The sequence below is a fragment of the Paenirhodobacter sp. CAU 1674 genome (assembly GCF_029222945.1).
Taxonomy (GTDB): domain Bacteria; phylum Pseudomonadota; class Alphaproteobacteria; order Rhodobacterales; family Rhodobacteraceae; genus Rhodobacter.
In genome coordinates this window covers 149,653-165,738 of sequence record NZ_JARHUH010000006.1, presented here as the reverse complement: position 1 = coordinate 165,738, position 16,086 = coordinate 149,653, and the positions used below count along the sequence as shown (strand labels likewise).

Below are 16,086 nucleotides of genomic sequence, written 5' to 3'. Positions count from 1 at the left end.
AAAAACGCCCTTAGAAGAACGCCTGAAGCCCGGTGATCGCGCGCCCGATAATCAGCGCGTGCACGTCATGCGTGCCTTCATAGGTGTTGACGGTTTCCAGGTTGACCATGTGACGGATCACCTGGAATTCCTCGGAAATGCCGTTGCCGCCGTGCATGTCGCGGGCGTGACGCGCCGCTTCCAGCGCCTTGCCGCAGTTGTTGCGCTTGATGATCGAGATCATCTCGGGGGCGGCATTGGCCTCGTCCATCAACCGGCCGACGCGCAGGCAGGCCTGCAGCCCGAGGCTGATTTCGGTCAGCATATTCGCCAGTTTCAGCTGATACAGCTGGGTCTGGGCCAGCGGTTTGTTGAACTGTTTGCGGTCCAGGCCATATTGCCGCGCGGCCCCCATGCAGAATTCTGCCGCGCCCATCACGCCCCAGGCGATGCCATAGCGCGCCCGGTTCAAACAGCCAAACGGCCCTTTCAGCCCCTCGACATTCGGCAACAGCGCGTCTTCGCCGACCTCGACATTGTCCATCACGATCTCGCCGGTCACCGAAGCCCGGAGTGAGAGCTTTCCTCCGATCTTCGGTGCCGACAGACCTTTCATGCCCTTGTCGAGCACGAAACCGCGGATCTTGCCGCCATGCGCCTCGGATTTCGCCCAGACGACGAAGACATCGGCGAAGGGCGCGTTCGAAATCCACATCTTCGAGCCGTTCAGCACATAGCCATTGGCGGTTTTCTTCGCCGTGGTCTTCATGCTGGCCGGGTCGGAACCCGCGTCGGGCTCGGTCAGGCCGAAACAGCCGATCCATTCGCCGGAGGCGAGTTTCGGCAGGTATTTCTTGCGCTGTTCCTCGCTGCCGTAGGCATAGATCGGATACATCACCAGGCTGGATTGCACCGACATCATGCTGCGATAGCCCGAATCGACGCGTTCGATTTCCCGCGCGACCAGACCATAGGCAACATAGCTTGCGCCGATGCCGCCGTATTCCTCGGGGATCGTCACGCCCAGCAGGCCCATTTCGCCCATTTCGCGGAAGATCGCTGGATCGGTGGTTTCCTCGGCAAAGGCCCGGATCACACGCGGTTGCAGCTTTTCCTGCGCATAGGCGCGGGCGGCATCGCGCAGCATCCGCTCTTCTTCGGTCAGTTGCAGGTCCAGACGGAACGGATCTTCCCAGTCGAAACGCGACAGGTCGGGGGCGTCCTTGGCTTTCAGGCTCGGGGGCAGGGTCATCGGCAATCTCCTTGGTTTGATGCTTTATGGGCCTGTTTATTCGTGCAATCCACCGTTATTCTGGCCAAATAATATGCATGGAACACATATATGAGCCTGCAACGGCGCTACATCCCTTCGGTTTCCCTGCTGGCCGCCTTCGAGGCGGTCGTGCGTCTGGGCTCGACCGCCGCCGCCGCGCGTGAACTGAACCTGACACAAGGCGCGGTCAGTCGTCTGGTGCAAAACCTCGAAGGGCAACTGGGCGTGGATCTGTTTCGGCGCGAAGGGCGGCGGCTGAAACCGACCGAACCCGCGCTGGCCTACGCGCGCGATGTGCGCAAGGCGCTGGATCTGATCGCGCGGGCCTCGCTGGGGCTGCGGGCCAATCCGGGCGGCGGGGTGCTGCGGCTGGCGATCCTGCCCACCTTCGGCACGCGCTGGCTGGCGCCGCGGTTGGCGGGGTTTCTGGATGCGAACCCGGGTGTGACGCTCAATCTGGGCACCCGGATGCGGCCCTTCGACTTCGCGACCGAGCCGTTTGATGCCGCCATTCATTTCGGCACGCGCAGCTGGCCCGGGGCGGCGCATCTGCCCCTGTTCGAGGAACGCGTGGTCGCCACCTGCTCGCCCGAATTCGCTGCGGCGAACCCGATGCAGAACCCCGAAGACGTACAAAATCAGTCTCTGTTACAGCTGGAATCGCGTCCAAATGCCTGGGGGGCATGGTTCGCCCATCACCGGCTGGAAGCCCCCCATCTGCAAGGCATGATGTTCGATCAGTTCGCGCCGATGATGCAGGCCGCCGTGCATGGTGTAGGCGTCGCCCTGCTGCCCGAGTTTCTGGCCCTGCCAGAGATCGCCGAAGGGCGGCTGGTGCGCACCCCTGGCGACGTGGTGTCAGGCGTCGGACGTTACGAACTGGTCTGGCCCGAGGACGTGCCCCTATCGCCCGCGCTGGTGGCGTTTCGCGACTGGATCGCGCAGGCGGCGGCTCAGTAGTCCCTTTCGAAGAAGACCCCGATTCCGCTGTTGCCATCCGATCCGACCGATCCGCGCGCGGTCAGGTTTGGCGTGATGTCGAGGTTCAGGTTGATCTCGGTCTTGCCGCTGCTATCGACCGCCACGTCGGAATAAAGGTTTTCCGACAGGTATTTGCCCGCGCGCAATGTGGCGTTGCCCTCGGCGTCGGTGCCGATGTCCAGATCGTCCAGGCCGATCCCGCTGCGCAGCTTGGCCACAATGCCCTCGCCGCCCTTGCCGGCCAGCGTTGCCACGGCCGAGGCCAGCTGTGCCGCTTGCAGCGGGGATAGCGTGGTCAGGCCGCGGTCGAACAGCAGCCGGGCCAGCACCTCTTCTTCGGGCAATTCGGGGGATGAGGTGATGTTCAGTGCCGGTTCCGATGCCTCGCCTTCCAGCGTCAGGGTGATGGTGTAATCCCCTTGTTCGGTCGTGGCGCTGAACAGGATCCAGGGCACCATCGCGCCCTGCAGGGCGACCTGCCCTTCGTTCAGGGTGAAGCGCTTGCCGAGCACATCCAGCCGCCCCCGGATCAGGTTGAATTCGCCGATCGGCACGATGTCATTGGTGGTGCCGCCGAGCCGCAGGCTGCCGCCCAGTTCAGCATCAAGCCCGCGCCCGCGCACGAAGATCTGCCGCGGGGCGGACACGGTGACGTCCAGCGGAAATGCCTTGCCGCTGCCGGATTTCGTCTCTGTTTCGGCCAAAAGCCCCGCCCGCGCCCGGGTTTCGCGCACAGCGGCGGGTTCGTTGCGGTGGTCGATGTCGGGGATCGCGGCGATTCCGCCAAGGCCGGTCGAGGGCACGCGCAGTTCGGTATCGTCCAGCACCAGATCGCCGGAAATCTGCGCACCGCCCGTCAGCGGCCCGTTGACCGAAATCGCGCCTGAAAGCCGGGTGTCATACAGTTCCGGGTCGCGCAGCCGGGCGCGATCCAGCACCACACGCAGGTCTCCGGCATAAGGCGCATTGAGCGAGACAGGCCCGGTCACGCTCAGCTGTCCGCCGCTGCCCAACCGCCCGGTGGTGGAAATCTGCGCGCGTCCGCCCGCCAGATCGGCACGCACCGCCAGATCTTCGAGCGTCATGTTCAGCGTCGGCGCGATCAGCCGCGCGCCATTGGCCTGCACCTGACCCGACAGCGCAGACAGCCCGGGTTTGCCCTGCATCCGCAGATCGAAATTCAGCGGGCCCGACACCGCGCGCGGCGCGATGAACGGGTTGATCAGTGCGGTTTCGGTGCTGCCCGAGATCGCCAGATCGGTGCTGGCGAAATCCAGCGCGACCTGGCCTTTCACGGTGGCGCGGCTGTTGCCCGGCCCACTGCCCGCCAGATCCACCGCATAGGCCGTGCCGTCGTCTGTCACGGTGCCGTCCAGCGTGACGGGCCCAGGGAAGCCGGGGGCTAGCAAGGCCGCATTGGCCAGCCGCGCCGACAGGGTGATCCGCCGCAGCGCATCTTCGATGACACCCTGCGCTTCGGCTGTGACCTGCGGGTTCTTCAGGCTCAGCTTCTGGAGCCGGATACGGCCATCGCGGTTCTCGGCGTTCAACTCCAGCAGGCTCTGTCCCGCCAGAATCCGGTTCAGTTCCGGTTGCGCGGTGCCCAGCCCGGTGCCGGTGGCCGTGACCGAAATCAACTGCGCGCCATCGGCTTCGGTCAGCTGTGCGCTGGCGTCGATCTTGCCGCGCAGCCCGCCGCCCAGAATGGCCAGATTGGGCAGTTGCGCCGTCGCCCGCAGATCGCTGGCGCCGCTGTTCAGCGTACCCGAGGCCTGCGCGACCAAGGCCTTTGCCGTGGCGTTCAGCGCCCGCAGGGTGACGCCGGTTTCGTCGCGTTTGGCGGACAGCGAAATCTGCGATTGCCCGGCCAACGCGGCATCGAGTTCGGGCTGACCGAGTGTGATATTCTGCCCGGTGAGCTGTGCCTCGGTGTCGAAGGCGCCCGTCAGCACCGTATATTCGCCCTTGATCTGCCCCGCCACTGAACCGTCAAGGGGGCGGCCCGCCAGTGCGGAAAGCGTGCTCAGATCCGAGTGCCGCAGATCGACCTTGCCCGAGACCGTCACGCCCTTGTCCGGCTCGGCGATGGTCAGGGTGCCATCAAGCCCATAGGTGCGGCCAATCGCCTGCAGCTTGGGTAGGCGCAACGGCGCGCCCTGCTGCCAGAAAAACACCGTCTTGCCGGTAAGGAACGGACCCACGGCGGCATCCAGCCCCGGATCAAGCATTTTAACGCCGCTGGCGGTCAGGCTGAGCGTGCCACCCACCGTCGGGGCCTGCCCCGAAGGGGTGCCGATCCGGCCCGATCCGGCAAGTCGCAGGCTCAGCATCTCGGCCTCGGGGCGGCGTAGTTGGGTCAGGTGCGCGTCCAGCGTCCAGCCTTCGGATCTGGCCTTGTCATAGCCCAGCGTCAGCGTGCCCGCCCGCAGCCAGGTCTTGTCGCCCGACAGCGGCAAAAGCACCTCTTCACCATTCGGCAAGCCGACCTTGGCGCTCAGATCGAACCGTTCGGGCAGCCCTGAAGGCAGAAGTTCGAGCGCGCCACTGACTTTGAGCGCCTCGCTGTCGATGCGCAGGTCCGACAGGCTGGTTGCGCCGCTCGGCTTGCGTGCGCCCGTGGCTTCCAGCGCGACCTGATCGCCGAAGAAGCCACGATATTCGGCCGGAAGAAGCGGCGCGATGTCGCCCTTGAGCGTGGCGTGGAACTGTCGCTCGGGGCGGGTGCCCGCAGGCGCCTTCGGGTCGGTGACCGCCTTCACGCCGACCTCGCCGGTCAGTCGCGGTTGCGCGTCGCTGCTCAGTGCGATGCCGGCGATGAAATCGTCTATCGGCCCCGCACCGGCCACGGCCAGCGTGATCGCGGGCTGCCCGGGCAGGCCGATCATCCGCGCGGCGATCCCGTCCTTGCCCTCTTCGACCAGCAGATCCAGCGCCAATTGCCGCGAGACGTTGCCATAAGACCCTTCCAGCGCGACCGTGCCCTTCTTGCCGTCGGTGCGGGTGATGTTCAGCCGTGCCTGCCCCTCGCCATCGGCAAGCTGCATCTTGCCATCCAGCGACAGCGTGACCGCTTCGCCCAGCAGCGGCGCGCCCAGCGTCACCTTCCTGGCGCTGATCGTGCCGATGTCGACGGAAACCGGCAAATCGGGCAGGGCAAAGGGTTTGACTTCGGGCGTGACACCATCCGAAGCGGTGCCGACGGGCAGCCGCGGCAGGTCGATCTCGGCGGCGGTCAGTTCGTCGATCTGGATCTGCCCCCTCAGGATCGCGCTGCGATTCCACGCCAGAGTGCCATCGCGGATCGTCAGCCAGACGCCCTGATCATCGGCGATGGTCAGTGAGGTGAAAGTGGCACGCGAGGACAGGGCCCCCGCGAAGCCTTCAAGCAGGATCGTGCGCCCCGCGCCGGACAGATTGTCCTCGATCAGCCCGGTCAGATAGGATCGGTCACGCGCCGTCTGTTCGGGTGCGATCGCCTCGGGCAGAACGGCCTCTTGCGCCGGCGCGCCTAGCGGCCAGAGAGACAACAGCAGAATGGCCAGATGTTTACGCATCAGAACGCCTGTCCGATCCCAAGATAAAGCTGTGCGCCTTCGCCCGTGTCGCCGCCGACCGGGGCCGCCACGTCAAGCCGGATCGGGCCGATCCCGGTCTTGTACCGCAGCCCGATGCCTGCGCCCGCGTGCCAGTCGTCAACGGTGCCCGAGGGGCCATCGGCGCTGATGAATCCGGCGTCGTAAAATCCGACAAGGCCGATCGTGTCGGTCACGCCCCCGCGCAATTCCCCCGACAGGCCCAGAAACTGGGTGCCTCCTGTGCGCTGGGTGCCGCCGTTGAGGATGCTGACGCCCAGCGACTGATAGGGTTGGCCGCGCACGGTGCCGCCGCCACCCGAATAGAACAGATAGTCGCGCGGTGTGTCTTCGAGACTGGGCCCGAAGACCGCGCCCAATTGCAGCCGCCCCGCCAGAACGAAGCGATCCTCGGCGCCAAAGCCCCGGTAGGCGCGAAAATCCCCCGTCATCTGTGCGCCCGATCCGGTGCCCGAAAGCCCCACGAAGGGGGTCAGCGTTGCCTTGCCGTAATAGCCGCGGGTGGCATCGGTGACAGTGTCGCGGTTGTCCCAGGTCAGGGCGAGCGGCACGGCGATCTGCCGGAAGATCGTGGTGCCGAGGCTGTCCTCGACCCTGGACCAGCCATATTCCACCCCGGCCGATCCGGTCAGCCGCGGGTTGAAGATGTGATCGAACCCGAGACCAAAGCTGAAGGCGTCTTCGGTGTAATCATCCTGATTGAGCCGGCTCATTTCGGTTTCAAGATAGGCCGAGGTGTCCGGGGACAGGGTCGCGGGCCGGTCAAGCCGTGCGCCCAGCGTGTAATCCAGCCCGCCGGTCGAGCCGCCGATGCCGCTGACGTCGGCCTCTGCGCGGAACCGTTCGCCGCCGTGGAACAGGTTGCGATGGAGCCAGTAACCATTCAGCGTCAGCCCGTCTAGGCTGGCGAGTTCGGCACCGAAGCCAATGCGGCGGGTCTTGTCCTCGACCACACTCAGCGAGGCGTCGAGCGTGTTTCCCGGGCCGATCGCCTCATCCTCGGTCAGGGTGACCGAGCTGAAAATCCCGGTGCGCCGCAGCCGTGCGCGCACCTCTTCCAGCTTGGCGGGGTCGAAACGTTCGCCGGTCGGGAAGCCTGCGATTTCCACCAGGCGCTTGGGCCGCAGCCGTTCATAGCCGTCAATCGACATCTTGCCGAAACTCAGCTGCGGGCCGGGCGCCAGCCCGATATGAGCATCAAGGATCTGGGTGCGATGATCGGCGGTCAGCGACTGGCTGCTGACCTTGGCCTTGGCGTGGCCCTGGTTGCGCCAGCCCTCGACGCCTGTGGTTGCCGCCTCGACGATCAGCCCCGAACGGGCGCTGGCCCCGGTGGCAAAGCCCTGCGGCAGTTCGGTGTCGCGCGCAAGCGGCGCAATCTCGGCCACGCCGAAGTGGAACTGCGGGCCCGGCTCGATCGTGACACGGATCGCGTTGATCGTGTCGGGGGCATCCATTGGCGCAATCGCCGCCGCTTCGCGCCCGTCGACACGGATCGAAATGCGCCCCGAATAATAGCCCTGATCGTAAAGCGCGCCCAGAAGGCGGGCGTAATCGGCGCGGGCCGAGGCGAACAGATCCTGCGCATCCGGGGTTTTGGCCTGGCTGGCCTCGCGCGTCAGCGAAGCGCCGCGCAGGATCGCGCGCAGATCCTCGCTGGCGCCGGGGGTTTCGAAACTGAAATCAAGGGCCACAAGCGATTGCGCCATGGCCACGGCCATGACGAGCCCACCGCAGATTGTCCCGATTACCCGCACCAAACCACCTCGCCCTAATCCCGGCCAAAGTCGCAGCATTATGCCGGGAATTCCAGTGGGGACGGACCGCATTGGTCGGGTTTTCGGTTCGCTCGGCGGAAAAGTGATCGCGGTCTGCCGGCTCAGCTGCGCAGGAGTGCGCCGAAGATGCGGTCCATGTGGCTTGACAGATAGATCGCCAGCCAGCGCGAGAACCTCTCGGGGTGGCGGCGCACCTCGGCGGCCAGATCGTAAAGCCCGATCCAGCGCACGGCATCCACTTCGGACGGGTCCGGGGCCAGCGGCATGTCGGGCCGGGCATAGGCCAGATAGATATCGACCACCTCGTGTTCGATCAGCCCTTGACCGACATCAGCACGATATTCGAGCCGATCTGCATGTGCCGGGTAAAGCCCGGAAATCCCCAATTCCTCGCGCAGGCGGCGCACGGCGCATTCCTCGGGGCGTTCGTTCCAGTGCGGATGGGTGCAGCAGGTGTTCGACCACAGGCCGGGCGAGTGGTATTTGCCCAAGGCCCGGCGCTGGATCAGCACTTTTTCGCCGTCCACGACAAAAATCGACACCGCCTTGTGGCGGAGCCCTTGGCGATGGACCTCCATCTTGTCCATCGGGGTCAGCTTGTCGCCGACCCAAGCGGGGATCTGATCGTTCATGTAACCCGAACCGAAAACCGAAGACGCCGCCGTAGCATGTTGCACGGCGGCGTCCAATGTCATGTGGTCACCTTGTCCCTGAGGCAGCTTGCCGCGCCCCGCGCTGGCAGGATGCGGGCAAATGCTCAGGAAACGGGCGCATCCGCGGGCCGCTGGCTTTCGGCGCGGCGGGCCAGCTCGGCGCGGTAAAGGGCGACGAAATCAACCATGTCGAGGTTGAAGGGCGGGAAACCGCCGTCGCGGGTCACGTCCGAAACGATACGGCGCACGAAGGGGAACAGCTGACGCGGGCATTCGATCAGCAGGAAGGGGTGCATCTGCTCTTCCGGGATGCCTTCGATGTGGAAGATCCCGCCGTAATCGACTTCAAGCAGGTAAAGCGGCGAATTCGTCGCCTTGTTCGTTGCGGTCACCTTGAATTTGGTGATCACCTCATACTGGTGTTCCTGCGGGCGCTTGCGGGCGTCCAGACTCACCTGCACCTGCATTTCGGGCTGCACATCGGCCGATTGCAGGCCCTTCTGCGCCACCGCGTTTTCGAACGACATATCGCGCACGAACTGCGCGAGGATGTTCATTTTCATCTGCGGCTGCGCGGCAGCGGCCCCGTTGGTTTCGTCGGTCATAGGTTTCTCCAAACTCGATTTGGGCACGGGTTTAGCACCCCGGCCCCCATGTCTCAATGCCGGGTCCAGCCCGAGGGGCCGCGCGGGGGCAGGTTTTCGGGGTCTATTTCCTGAAAATCGCCGTCAATGATGGTGGGGCGGCCATCCTGGGTGAACACCGTGCCGGATGCGCTGCCTTGGGCGGCAAAGCCTGTCACCTGAACGCGGGCGGCGACATAGCGGATTACCGCACGGCGCACCTGCGGGATCAGCAGGGCAAGACCGCAGGCATCCGTGAAAAACCCCGGCGTCAGCAAAAGCGCGCCGGCAAAGACGATCATCGCGCCATGGGCCAGGGGCGCGGTTGGGTCGCGCATCTCATTCATCGAGGTGCGCAAATCGGCCAGCGCCTGCGCCCCTTGCGAGCGCACCAGCACAGTGCCGATCACCGCCGTCAGCAGCACGACACCCAGCGTCGGCCACAGGCCGATCAGCCCGCCAACCTGGATGAACAGCCCGATTTCGATCATCGGCACGGCCAGAAAGGCCAGAAAAATCCACATTTACGGCCCCTCCCAGGGTCTTTCTAACTCCAGGCGCGCAGGTGGACTTGATTGCGCCGGTGACTTACATAAGTGGAGTGCAACGAAATACCAAGCCAGCCGTCTTTCAAGGGTCCCCGATGTCCAATGCCGTTATTCAGCTGATCGTTCTTGCCGGGATTGCGGTGTTCCTGATTTTGCGCCTCAAAAGCGTGCTGGGCACGCGGGATGGTTATGAGGCGCCGCTGACGCCCCCCGATGCCGATGCCCCCGTCGCGCGCCGCAACTTCGAGGTGATCGAAGGCGGGCCCGATCAGGACATCACCGATCATGTCCCCGAAGGTTCGGATGCGGCGCTTGCGCTGGCTGCGATGAAACGGGTGGAGCCGGCGTTCAGCGTCAACACCTTCCTGCAGGGCGCGCGCGGCGCCTATGAGATGATCGTCATGGCGTTCGAGACCGGCGATCTGAACAAGGTGCGCCCGTTCCTGGCCCCCGAGGTTTATGACGCCTTCGACAGTGCGGTGCAGTCGCGTGTCGCGCGCGGGCTGGAGGTGCAGGCCGAATTCCTGGGTCTGCGCGAACTGGCGCTGCAAGAGGCCACCTTCGATCCGGCCACGCAAGAGGCGGAATTGACGGTGCGCTTCGGGGCCGAGCTGATCTCGGTCGCGCGCGATGCCGCGGGCGATGTGGTCGAGGGCGATCCGCGCAACCCGCGCAAGCAACGCGACGTCTGGACCTTCGCGCGCAAGATGGGCAGTGCCGATCCGAACTGGCAGCTTGTCGCAACGGGCGGCTGAGCCCGTGCGCCCGGTATCATGGGCAGAGCTGGACGGCTGGAGCGCCGATGATCACGCCGCCGCCTGGGCGGCGTTTTCGCTGACTGCCGATGCGCCGGTTGCCCCATCGGACCCGCGCGCGTTTTTCGAAGAAAATTTCGATCCGGTCGAGGTGGTGCCCGCCGGCACCGCGCATTTCACCGGATATTACGAGCCTGAATTGCCCGCCTCGCGCCAGCGCAACGCGGCGTTTTCGCACCCGCTTTATAGCACGCCCCCGGGGCTGGACCTTTCGCAGCCATGGCATGCCCGCGCCGAGATTGTTGCGGGTGATCTGCTGTCCGGGCACGAAATTGCCTATGTCGAAACCGCGATCGAGGCGTTTCTGGCGCAGGTTCAGGGTTCTGTCCGGTTGCGTCTGGCCGAGGGCGGCAGCCTGCGGTTGGGGTTTGCCGCAAAGAATGGCCAACCTTACCGGTCGATCGGGGCAGAGCTGGCACGGCGTGGCGTGGCAGCGCCGATCACCCCCGACGTGATCCGCCGCTGGTGCGCCGAAAACCCCGGGCAGGTGCAGGATCTGCTGAACCACAACCCCTCTTTCGTATTCTTTCAGGTGCTTGATCTGCCCGAAGACAGCGGCCCGATCGGGGCCATGGGGCAGCCGGTGACCGCGGGGCGCAGCCTGGCGGTCGACCCCGACGTGATCCCGCTTGGCAGCCCGGTCTGGGCCGACTGCCCCGGGCGGACGCCCCGGCTGATGGTCGCGCAGGACATCGGATCGGCCATCAAGGGGCCGGGCCGGGGCGACATTTTCTGCGGCACGGGGCCTGAGGCGGGGGCCGAGGCCGGGGCGATCAACGATCATGGCCGGATGATCTGGTTGCGGAGGCGCGCATGAGCCGTCGCCGCAAGCTGACCGAGGAAGAGCGGGAACTGTGGTCGCGGGTCGCGGCCTCGACCACGCCGTTTCATCCCAAACGCCCGGTTTCCGCTGAAACAGAGCCTGATCCGAAAGCGTCCAAGCCCGCGCCCAAGGTGCCGCGCCCCGAGGTGAAGGATTTCAGGATTGGCCAGTCCAGCCCGGATTTCGCCTTCCGGCACGATCTGGCCCCCTCGATTGCCGAACATCTGGCGCGGCAGCCCGTGGTGATGGACCGCAAGGCGCATCGCGCGATGACCCGCGGCAAACTGGAGCCCGAGGCCAAGATCGACCTGCACGGCATGACCCTGGCCCAGGCGCATCCCGAACTGATCCGGTTCATCCTGAATGCGCAGGACAACGGGCGGCGGCTGGTTCTGGTGATTACCGGCAAGGGCAAGAAGGGGCTGGACGACGGGCCGATCCCGCAGCGGCAGGGCGTATTGCGCCATCAGGTGCCGCAGTGGCTGCGTCTGCCGCCCCTGGGCGCGGTGGTGATGCGGGTCGATCAGGCGCATCTGAAACATGGCGGATCGGGCGCCTATTACGTCTATCTGCGGCGCCTGCGCTGATCAGCCCTCTATCGGGGCAAGGATTACCTGGGTGGCATTCTGCACGGTAATCACCACCCCCGAGATCAGCCCGGTGCGCCCCCTCTGTTCGCCTTCCAGAACGGCCGCGATCTGCCCGGTCTTGCCCAGCAGCGCAATCAGCGCCGGCGAATTGCCCACGTTGAAGTGCCCCTCGCGGGTGTTGAAAGCACCGACATCGACCAGCGTCACGCGCAGATCGGCGACGCGCGACACATCCTCCAGGTTGCCCAGCCGGGAGGGCTCGCCACTCAGCCGCGCGGCCAGCAACAGTGCCTTGTCGCGCTGCGAGGTGAAGATGATGAAGGGCTGCGGCAGGTCGCCGATCTTGTGGGCCTGCGCACGGAACACGTCGACATCCAGATCGGGCGAGATCAGCACCACACCCGAGACGCGCGATAATGTCTCGGTATCGCCGGAAATCACGATCTGGCGCATGGTTTCCATGGAAAGCGCGGCCCCCATCGAATGCCCGACGATCAGGATTCTGCGGGCGCCTGCCTTGCGCAATTCGACCAGCAGATCCTGAAACCCGTCGCGGGCGAACAGTGCGGAATCGCGGTCATAGGCATAGCCCATTACATGCCCGCGCGAGGGCCAGGCATAGTGCACCAGAACGCCGGGCAGATCGAAATCGGCCCCCAGCTGCGCCAGCCGATACAGGCCTTCGGCGAAGGTGGTGTTGAAGCCGTGAACAAAGACGATCGCCTCGTTGTTGTTGCGGGCAAGCGCCTGGCGCAGGTCGGCGCGGAAATCACGGTCATCCGGGTAGCTTTCGGATCGCGCGACCAGAAACTGCGTCTGCGGATCGACGGGCCGGTCGGCACTGGCATAGACGATGTCGCCAGGTTGGCGATCGGGCGGTATGGTGACGTCATAACGCGCCAGGCGCAGCGTTTCGGTCCGGGTTGGCGGGTTCGTCGTGAGTTCGGCCCGGGTCGAGCCTACGAAAATCGGCCGCGCCTCTACCGTCGGGTCCGGTGCATAGGCGATCTGCCCGCGCGGCGCACAGGCAGATACCAAGACCAAGGCAATCATCAAAAGCCTGCGCATCGCACCCCTTCAAGGTTATGCGCAGAATAGCAAAAAGCAGATCGCGCCGCCAGTGACGATTACAAGACGTAACGGCTCAGATCGGCCGAGCGGGACAGATCGCCCAGATGTTTCTCGACGAAAGCCGCGTCGATGCTGACCGCTTCGCCAGACCGATCCGGCGCGCTGAAGGACAGCTCTTCGAAGACCCGCTCAATCACGGTATAGAGCCTGCGGGCGCCGATATTCTCGACACTGCGGTTGACCTCGGCCGCGATCCGGGCAAGCGCGGCGATCCCGTCGGGGGTGAAGTTCACCTGCACCTCTTCGGTCGCCATCAGCGCACTGTATTGAAGCGTCAGGGCATTGTCGGTTTCGGTCAGGATGCGGACGAAATCGTCCTCGGTCAGGGCCTGCAACTCGACCCGGATCGGCAGGCGCCCCTGCAGTTCGGGCAGCAGGTCGGACGGTTTGGCAATGTGGAACGCGCCCGAAGCGATGAACAGGATGTGGTCGGTCTTGACCGGCCCGTATTTGGTCGAGACCGTCGTGCCCTCGATCAGCGGCAACAGGTCGCGCTGCACGCCCTCGCGGCTGACATCGGCGCCGCGGTTTTCGGCGCGCGCGGCGACTTTGTCGATTTCGTCGATGAAGACGATGCCGGATTGCTGCACGGCCTCCAGCGCGGCGGCCTTGACCGTTTCATCGTCCAGCAGCTTGTCGGCCTCTTCCGAGATCAGGACTTCATAGCTTTCCGCCACGGTCAGTTTCTTGCGCGTGCGCCGGGCGCCGCCAAAGGCCTTGAACAGGTCTTGCAGCCCCTGCATCTGCAGCTCCATTCCGGGGCCGCCCATCATCATCGGCGGGGCGCTGGGCTGATCGGCGATTTCCAGTTCGATCACCTTGTCGTCCAGCTCGCCCTTCTTGAGCTTGGTGCGGAACATCTCGCGGGTGGAGTCGCGCGCATCGGTGCCCGCCAGCGCCTCGATCACCCGCTCTTCAGCGGCTTTGTGCGCGCGGGCCTTGACCTCTTCGCGCATCCGTTCGCGGGTTTCGATCATCGCGGCGTCGGTCAGATCGCGGATGATCTGTTCGACATCGCGCCCGACATAGCCGACCTCGGTGAATTTCGTCGCCTCGACCTTCAGAAACGGCGCACGGGCCAGTTTTGCCAGACGGCGGCTGATTTCGGTTTTCCCGACGCCGGTCGGGCCGATCATCAGGATGTTCTTGGGATACACCTCTTCGCGCAGCTCGGCCGACAGCTGCTTGCGCCGCCAGCGGTTGCGCAGCGCCACGGCAACGGCACGCTTGGCGTCGTTCTGGCCGATGATGAACCGGTCCAGTTCGGACACGATTTCGCGGGGGGTCAGGTCGGTCATGGATCACTCCAAATAAGAAGGGGGCGGCCCTTAGCGGGAAATCGTTTCCACCGTCAGATTGCCGTTGGTGTAGACGCAAATATCCGCGGCAATCGCCATCGCCTTGCGTGCGATCGCTTCGGCGTCCAGATCGGTTTCCATCAGCCCGCGGGCCGCGGCCAGCGCGTAATTCCCGCCCGACCCGATGGCGGCGATGTCGTGTTCCGGCTCCAGCACATCACCCGCGCCGGTCAGAACGAACAGATCGCGGCCATCGGTCACGATCAGCATCGCTTCAAGGTTGCGCAGATATTTGTCCATGCGCCAGTCTTTCGCCAGCTCGACACAGGCGCGCGACAATTGCCCCGGCGCGGCCTCCAGCTTTTTCTCCAGCCGTTCAAGCAGGGTGAACGCATCGGCGGTCGATCCGGCAAACCCCGCCACCACGTCATGCCCGCTGGGGCTCAGCCGGCGCACCTTACGCGCGGTGCCCTTGATGACGGTCTGCCCCAGGCTGACCTGCCCATCACCTGCAACCACGACGCGGCCGCCCTTTCGCACACCGATGATTGTCGTGCCGTGCCAGCCCGGAAATTTATCGTCCGCCATAGGGTCCTCCGTTTGGTGCAGATATGAGCAGCCCGGCCCGCGCATGCAACCCTTGCCCGCCGATCCCTGCCAGCGCTAGGGTGCGGACATGAGCGCGCCGCAGTGTCTGACGATCTATCTTGACGCCCCGACCCTGTCGGTCGTGACCGCGGGCAGGCATAATTTTTTCCGCCGTCTGATGGATGTGATCACAGCGCAGGGCTGGCAGGTCAGCCTGGCTGAAAGCACCCTGTCGGCGCGGCTTGAGGCCCCTGCGAAAGAGGGATTCGCGCTGTTTCATATGGAGCCGCCAACCCATCCCGCCGCGCTGACCTGTCGGCGGACCTACGTCGGCGCCTTCTGGCATATCGAGGCACAGGCCGAACGCTGGCTCTGGCCAGTCGCGCAAGAGGTCTTCGACCCCGAGACAATTGATCCGGTGCAGGCACAGCATTTTGTTCAGAATTGGAAAAAACGTCTCTATCCTGCCGGTTTTTTGCCCTCTGACGAAGGTTTTGCCTTCATTCCGCTGCAAGGTCAGTTGCGGGCGCACCGCAGTTTTCAGGCGATGAGCCCGGTCGCGATGATCGAGCTGGCACTGGCGCAGACCGGGCTGCCGCTGGTCGCCAGCCTGCATCCGAAAGAGATTTACACCGCAGAGGAAATCGCGGCCTTGCAGGACCTGGCGCAGCGGCACCCGCGTTTCAGGATCTATCGTGGAGAGTCGGCCGAGGCCCTGCGCGCGTGCAGTTTTGTGATCACGCAAAACAGTGGTCTGGCGTTCGAGGGGTATTTCCTGCGCAAGCCTGCGGTTCTGTTCGCCCGCAGTGACTTTCATCACATCGCGGGGTCGGTGCCCCGTGACGGGGTGGAGGGGGCCTTTGCGGCGCTGCAAGCAGCCCCGGACTTCGACCGCTATCTGTATTGGTTCTTGCAGCAGCGCGCGATCAACGCAGGGCGGGCGGAGTGCGAGGCACAGATCCTGACCGCGCTGCGGGATCATGGATGGCCAATATAAAAGGCGCCCGAAGGCGCCTTTCGCTTGATCCGGGCGAAGCGGCCTCAGAGAGCCGATTCGATCCAGGATTGCAGCGCCGCTTTCGGGGCCGCGCCAACCTTGTTCGAGACGACCTGGCCGTTCTTGAACAGGAACAGCGCCGGAATGCCGCGCACACCCAGAACGGCCGGGCTGTCGGGGTTCTCGTCGACGTTGACCTTGACGATTTTCACCTTGCCTTCGAACTGCTTGGCCAGTTCTTCCAGCGACGGGCCGATCTGACGGCACGGGCCGCACCATTCCGCCCAGAAATCGACGACGACGGGCACATCGGATTTGCGGACTTCTTCGTCAAAGGTGGCGTCGGTGACAGCAACGGTGGCCATTGGAAACTCCTGAATGATGGGTTGCGGTGAAGGTAGGGCGCCCCCCCGGGG

At 64.9% G+C, this 16,086-nt stretch carries 15 protein-coding genes; 5 read left to right on the top strand and 10 right to left on the bottom strand.

Annotated elements, in window-relative coordinates; translation table 11 throughout:
- Positions 1–10: 10 nt before the first annotated feature.
- On the bottom strand, positions 11–1,231 hold the full coding sequence (locus P2G62_RS10380; protein WP_275734826.1) for an acyl-CoA dehydrogenase: 1,221 nt from the start codon (positions 1,229–1,231) through the stop codon (positions 11–13).
- A gap of 90 nt (positions 1,232–1,321) precedes the next feature.
- On the opposite strand from P2G62_RS10380, the gene P2G62_RS10375 reads away from it, so the two are divergent.
- Positions 1,322–2,212, top strand: a complete 891-nt coding sequence (locus P2G62_RS10375; RefSeq protein WP_275734825.1) for a LysR family transcriptional regulator — start codon at positions 1,322–1,324, stop codon at positions 2,210–2,212.
- Here P2G62_RS10375 and P2G62_RS10370 read toward each other — a convergent pair.
- From P2G62_RS10370 to P2G62_RS10350, 5 genes are all read right to left on the bottom strand, one after another.
- On the bottom strand, positions 2,206–5,787 hold the full coding sequence (locus P2G62_RS10370) for a translocation/assembly module TamB domain-containing protein (RefSeq protein WP_275734824.1): 3,582 nt from the start codon (positions 5,785–5,787) through the stop codon (positions 2,206–2,208). The genes P2G62_RS10375 and P2G62_RS10370 overlap by 7 nt on opposite strands.
- Entirely contained in the window at positions 5,787–7,547 is a 1,761-nt protein-coding gene (locus tag P2G62_RS10365) for an autotransporter assembly complex family protein (protein WP_275734823.1), read from the bottom strand. The genes P2G62_RS10370 and P2G62_RS10365 overlap by 1 nt, the downstream gene beginning before the upstream one ends.
- Before the next feature lie 158 nt (positions 7,548–7,705).
- Positions 7,706–8,236 carry an isopentenyl-diphosphate Delta-isomerase gene (gene idi / locus P2G62_RS10360; RefSeq protein WP_275734939.1) on the bottom strand — a complete coding sequence of 177 codons (531 nt, stop codon included), beginning with the start codon at positions 8,234–8,236 and terminating at the stop codon, positions 7,706–7,708.
- A gap of 125 nt (positions 8,237–8,361) precedes the next feature.
- Complete coding sequence (secB, locus tag P2G62_RS10355) at positions 8,362–8,862, bottom strand: protein-export chaperone SecB (RefSeq protein WP_275734822.1); 501 nt, start codon at positions 8,860–8,862, stop codon at positions 8,362–8,364.
- Positions 8,863–8,915: 53 nt separating this feature from the next.
- The gene (locus P2G62_RS10350; protein ID WP_275734821.1) at positions 8,916–9,404 is read right to left on the bottom strand and encodes an FxsA family protein; all 489 of its coding nucleotides are present in this window, start codon (positions 9,402–9,404) and stop codon (positions 8,916–8,918) included.
- A 119-nt stretch (positions 9,405–9,523) separates the two neighbouring features.
- Between P2G62_RS10350 and P2G62_RS10345 the strand changes: the two genes are divergently transcribed.
- From P2G62_RS10345 to P2G62_RS10335, 3 genes are read left to right on the top strand one after another with little or no spacing between them, the layout of a single operon-like run.
- A complete protein-coding gene (locus tag P2G62_RS10345) occupies positions 9,524–10,183 on the top strand; it encodes a Tim44/TimA family putative adaptor protein (RefSeq protein ID WP_275734820.1) in 660 nt (219 codons plus the stop codon).
- A gap of 4 nt (positions 10,184–10,187) precedes the next feature.
- Positions 10,188–11,060 carry an MltA domain-containing protein gene (locus P2G62_RS10340; protein WP_275734819.1) on the top strand — a complete coding sequence of 291 codons (873 nt, stop codon included), beginning with the start codon at positions 10,188–10,190 and terminating at the stop codon, positions 11,058–11,060.
- Complete coding sequence (locus P2G62_RS10335) at positions 11,057–11,653, top strand: Smr/MutS family protein (protein ID WP_275734818.1); 597 nt, start codon at positions 11,057–11,059, stop codon at positions 11,651–11,653. Before P2G62_RS10340 ends, P2G62_RS10335 begins: the two co-directional genes overlap by 4 nt.
- Here the strand turns inward: P2G62_RS10335 and P2G62_RS10330 are convergent, their stop codons facing one another.
- From P2G62_RS10330 to hslV, 3 genes are all read right to left on the bottom strand, one after another.
- Complete coding sequence (locus P2G62_RS10330) at positions 11,654–12,709, bottom strand: alpha/beta fold hydrolase (RefSeq protein WP_275734817.1); 1,056 nt, start codon at positions 12,707–12,709, stop codon at positions 11,654–11,656.
- 74 nt (positions 12,710–12,783) lie between these two features.
- Positions 12,784–14,085, bottom strand: a complete 1,302-nt coding sequence (hslU, locus tag P2G62_RS10325) for an ATP-dependent protease ATPase subunit HslU (protein ID WP_275734816.1) — start codon at positions 14,083–14,085, stop codon at positions 12,784–12,786.
- Positions 14,086–14,115: 30 nt separating this feature from the next.
- Positions 14,116–14,673, bottom strand: coding sequence for an ATP-dependent protease subunit HslV (hslV, locus tag P2G62_RS10320; protein ID WP_275734815.1), 558 nt, complete (start codon positions 14,671–14,673; stop codon positions 14,116–14,118).
- Positions 14,674–14,761: 88 nt separating this feature from the next.
- Between hslV and P2G62_RS10315 the strand changes: the two genes are divergently transcribed.
- Entirely contained in the window at positions 14,762–15,670 is a 909-nt protein-coding gene (locus tag P2G62_RS10315; RefSeq protein ID WP_275734814.1) for a hypothetical protein, read from the top strand.
- Between the two features lie 44 nt (positions 15,671–15,714).
- Here the strand turns inward: P2G62_RS10315 and trxA are convergent, their stop codons facing one another.
- Positions 15,715–16,035 carry a thioredoxin gene (gene trxA, locus P2G62_RS10310; protein WP_275734813.1) on the bottom strand — a complete coding sequence of 107 codons (321 nt, stop codon included), beginning with the start codon at positions 16,033–16,035 and terminating at the stop codon, positions 15,715–15,717.
- Positions 16,036–16,086: the final 51 nt, after the last annotated feature.

Bases quoted from the DNA above. Each gene is read 5' to 3' on its own strand.
- P2G62_RS10380 (WP_275734826.1), bottom strand. From the start codon at position 1,231: ATGACCCTGCCCCCGAGCCTGAAAGCCAAGGACGCCCCCGACCTGTCG.
- P2G62_RS10375 (WP_275734825.1), top strand. From the start codon at position 1,322: ATGAGCCTGCAACGGCGCTACATCCCTTCGGTTTCCCTGCTGGCCGCC.
- P2G62_RS10370 (WP_275734824.1), bottom strand. From the start codon at position 5,787: ATGCGTAAACATCTGGCCATTCTGCTGTTGTCTCTCTGGCCGCTAGGC.
- P2G62_RS10365 (WP_275734823.1), bottom strand. From the start codon at position 7,547: ATGGCCGTGGCCATGGCGCAATCGCTTGTGGCCCTTGATTTCAGTTTC.
- idi (WP_275734939.1), bottom strand. From the start codon at position 8,236: ATGAACGATCAGATCCCCGCTTGGGTCGGCGACAAGCTGACCCCGATG.
- secB (WP_275734822.1), bottom strand. From the start codon at position 8,862: ATGACCGACGAAACCAACGGGGCCGCTGCCGCGCAGCCGCAGATGAAA.
- P2G62_RS10350 (WP_275734821.1), bottom strand. From the start codon at position 9,404: ATGTGGATTTTTCTGGCCTTTCTGGCCGTGCCGATGATCGAAATCGGG.
- P2G62_RS10345 (WP_275734820.1), top strand. From the start codon at position 9,524: ATGTCCAATGCCGTTATTCAGCTGATCGTTCTTGCCGGGATTGCGGTG.
- P2G62_RS10335 (WP_275734818.1), top strand. From the start codon at position 11,057: ATGAGCCGTCGCCGCAAGCTGACCGAGGAAGAGCGGGAACTGTGGTCG.
- P2G62_RS10330 (WP_275734817.1), bottom strand. From the start codon at position 12,709: ATGATTGCCTTGGTCTTGGTATCTGCCTGTGCGCCGCGCGGGCAGATC.
- hslU (WP_275734816.1), bottom strand. From the start codon at position 14,085: ATGACCGACCTGACCCCCCGCGAAATCGTGTCCGAACTGGACCGGTTC.
- hslV (WP_275734815.1), bottom strand. From the start codon at position 14,673: ATGGCGGACGATAAATTTCCGGGCTGGCACGGCACGACAATCATCGGT.
- P2G62_RS10315 (WP_275734814.1), top strand. From the start codon at position 14,762: ATGAGCGCGCCGCAGTGTCTGACGATCTATCTTGACGCCCCGACCCTG.
- trxA (WP_275734813.1), bottom strand. From the start codon at position 16,035: ATGGCCACCGTTGCTGTCACCGACGCCACCTTTGACGAAGAAGTCCGC.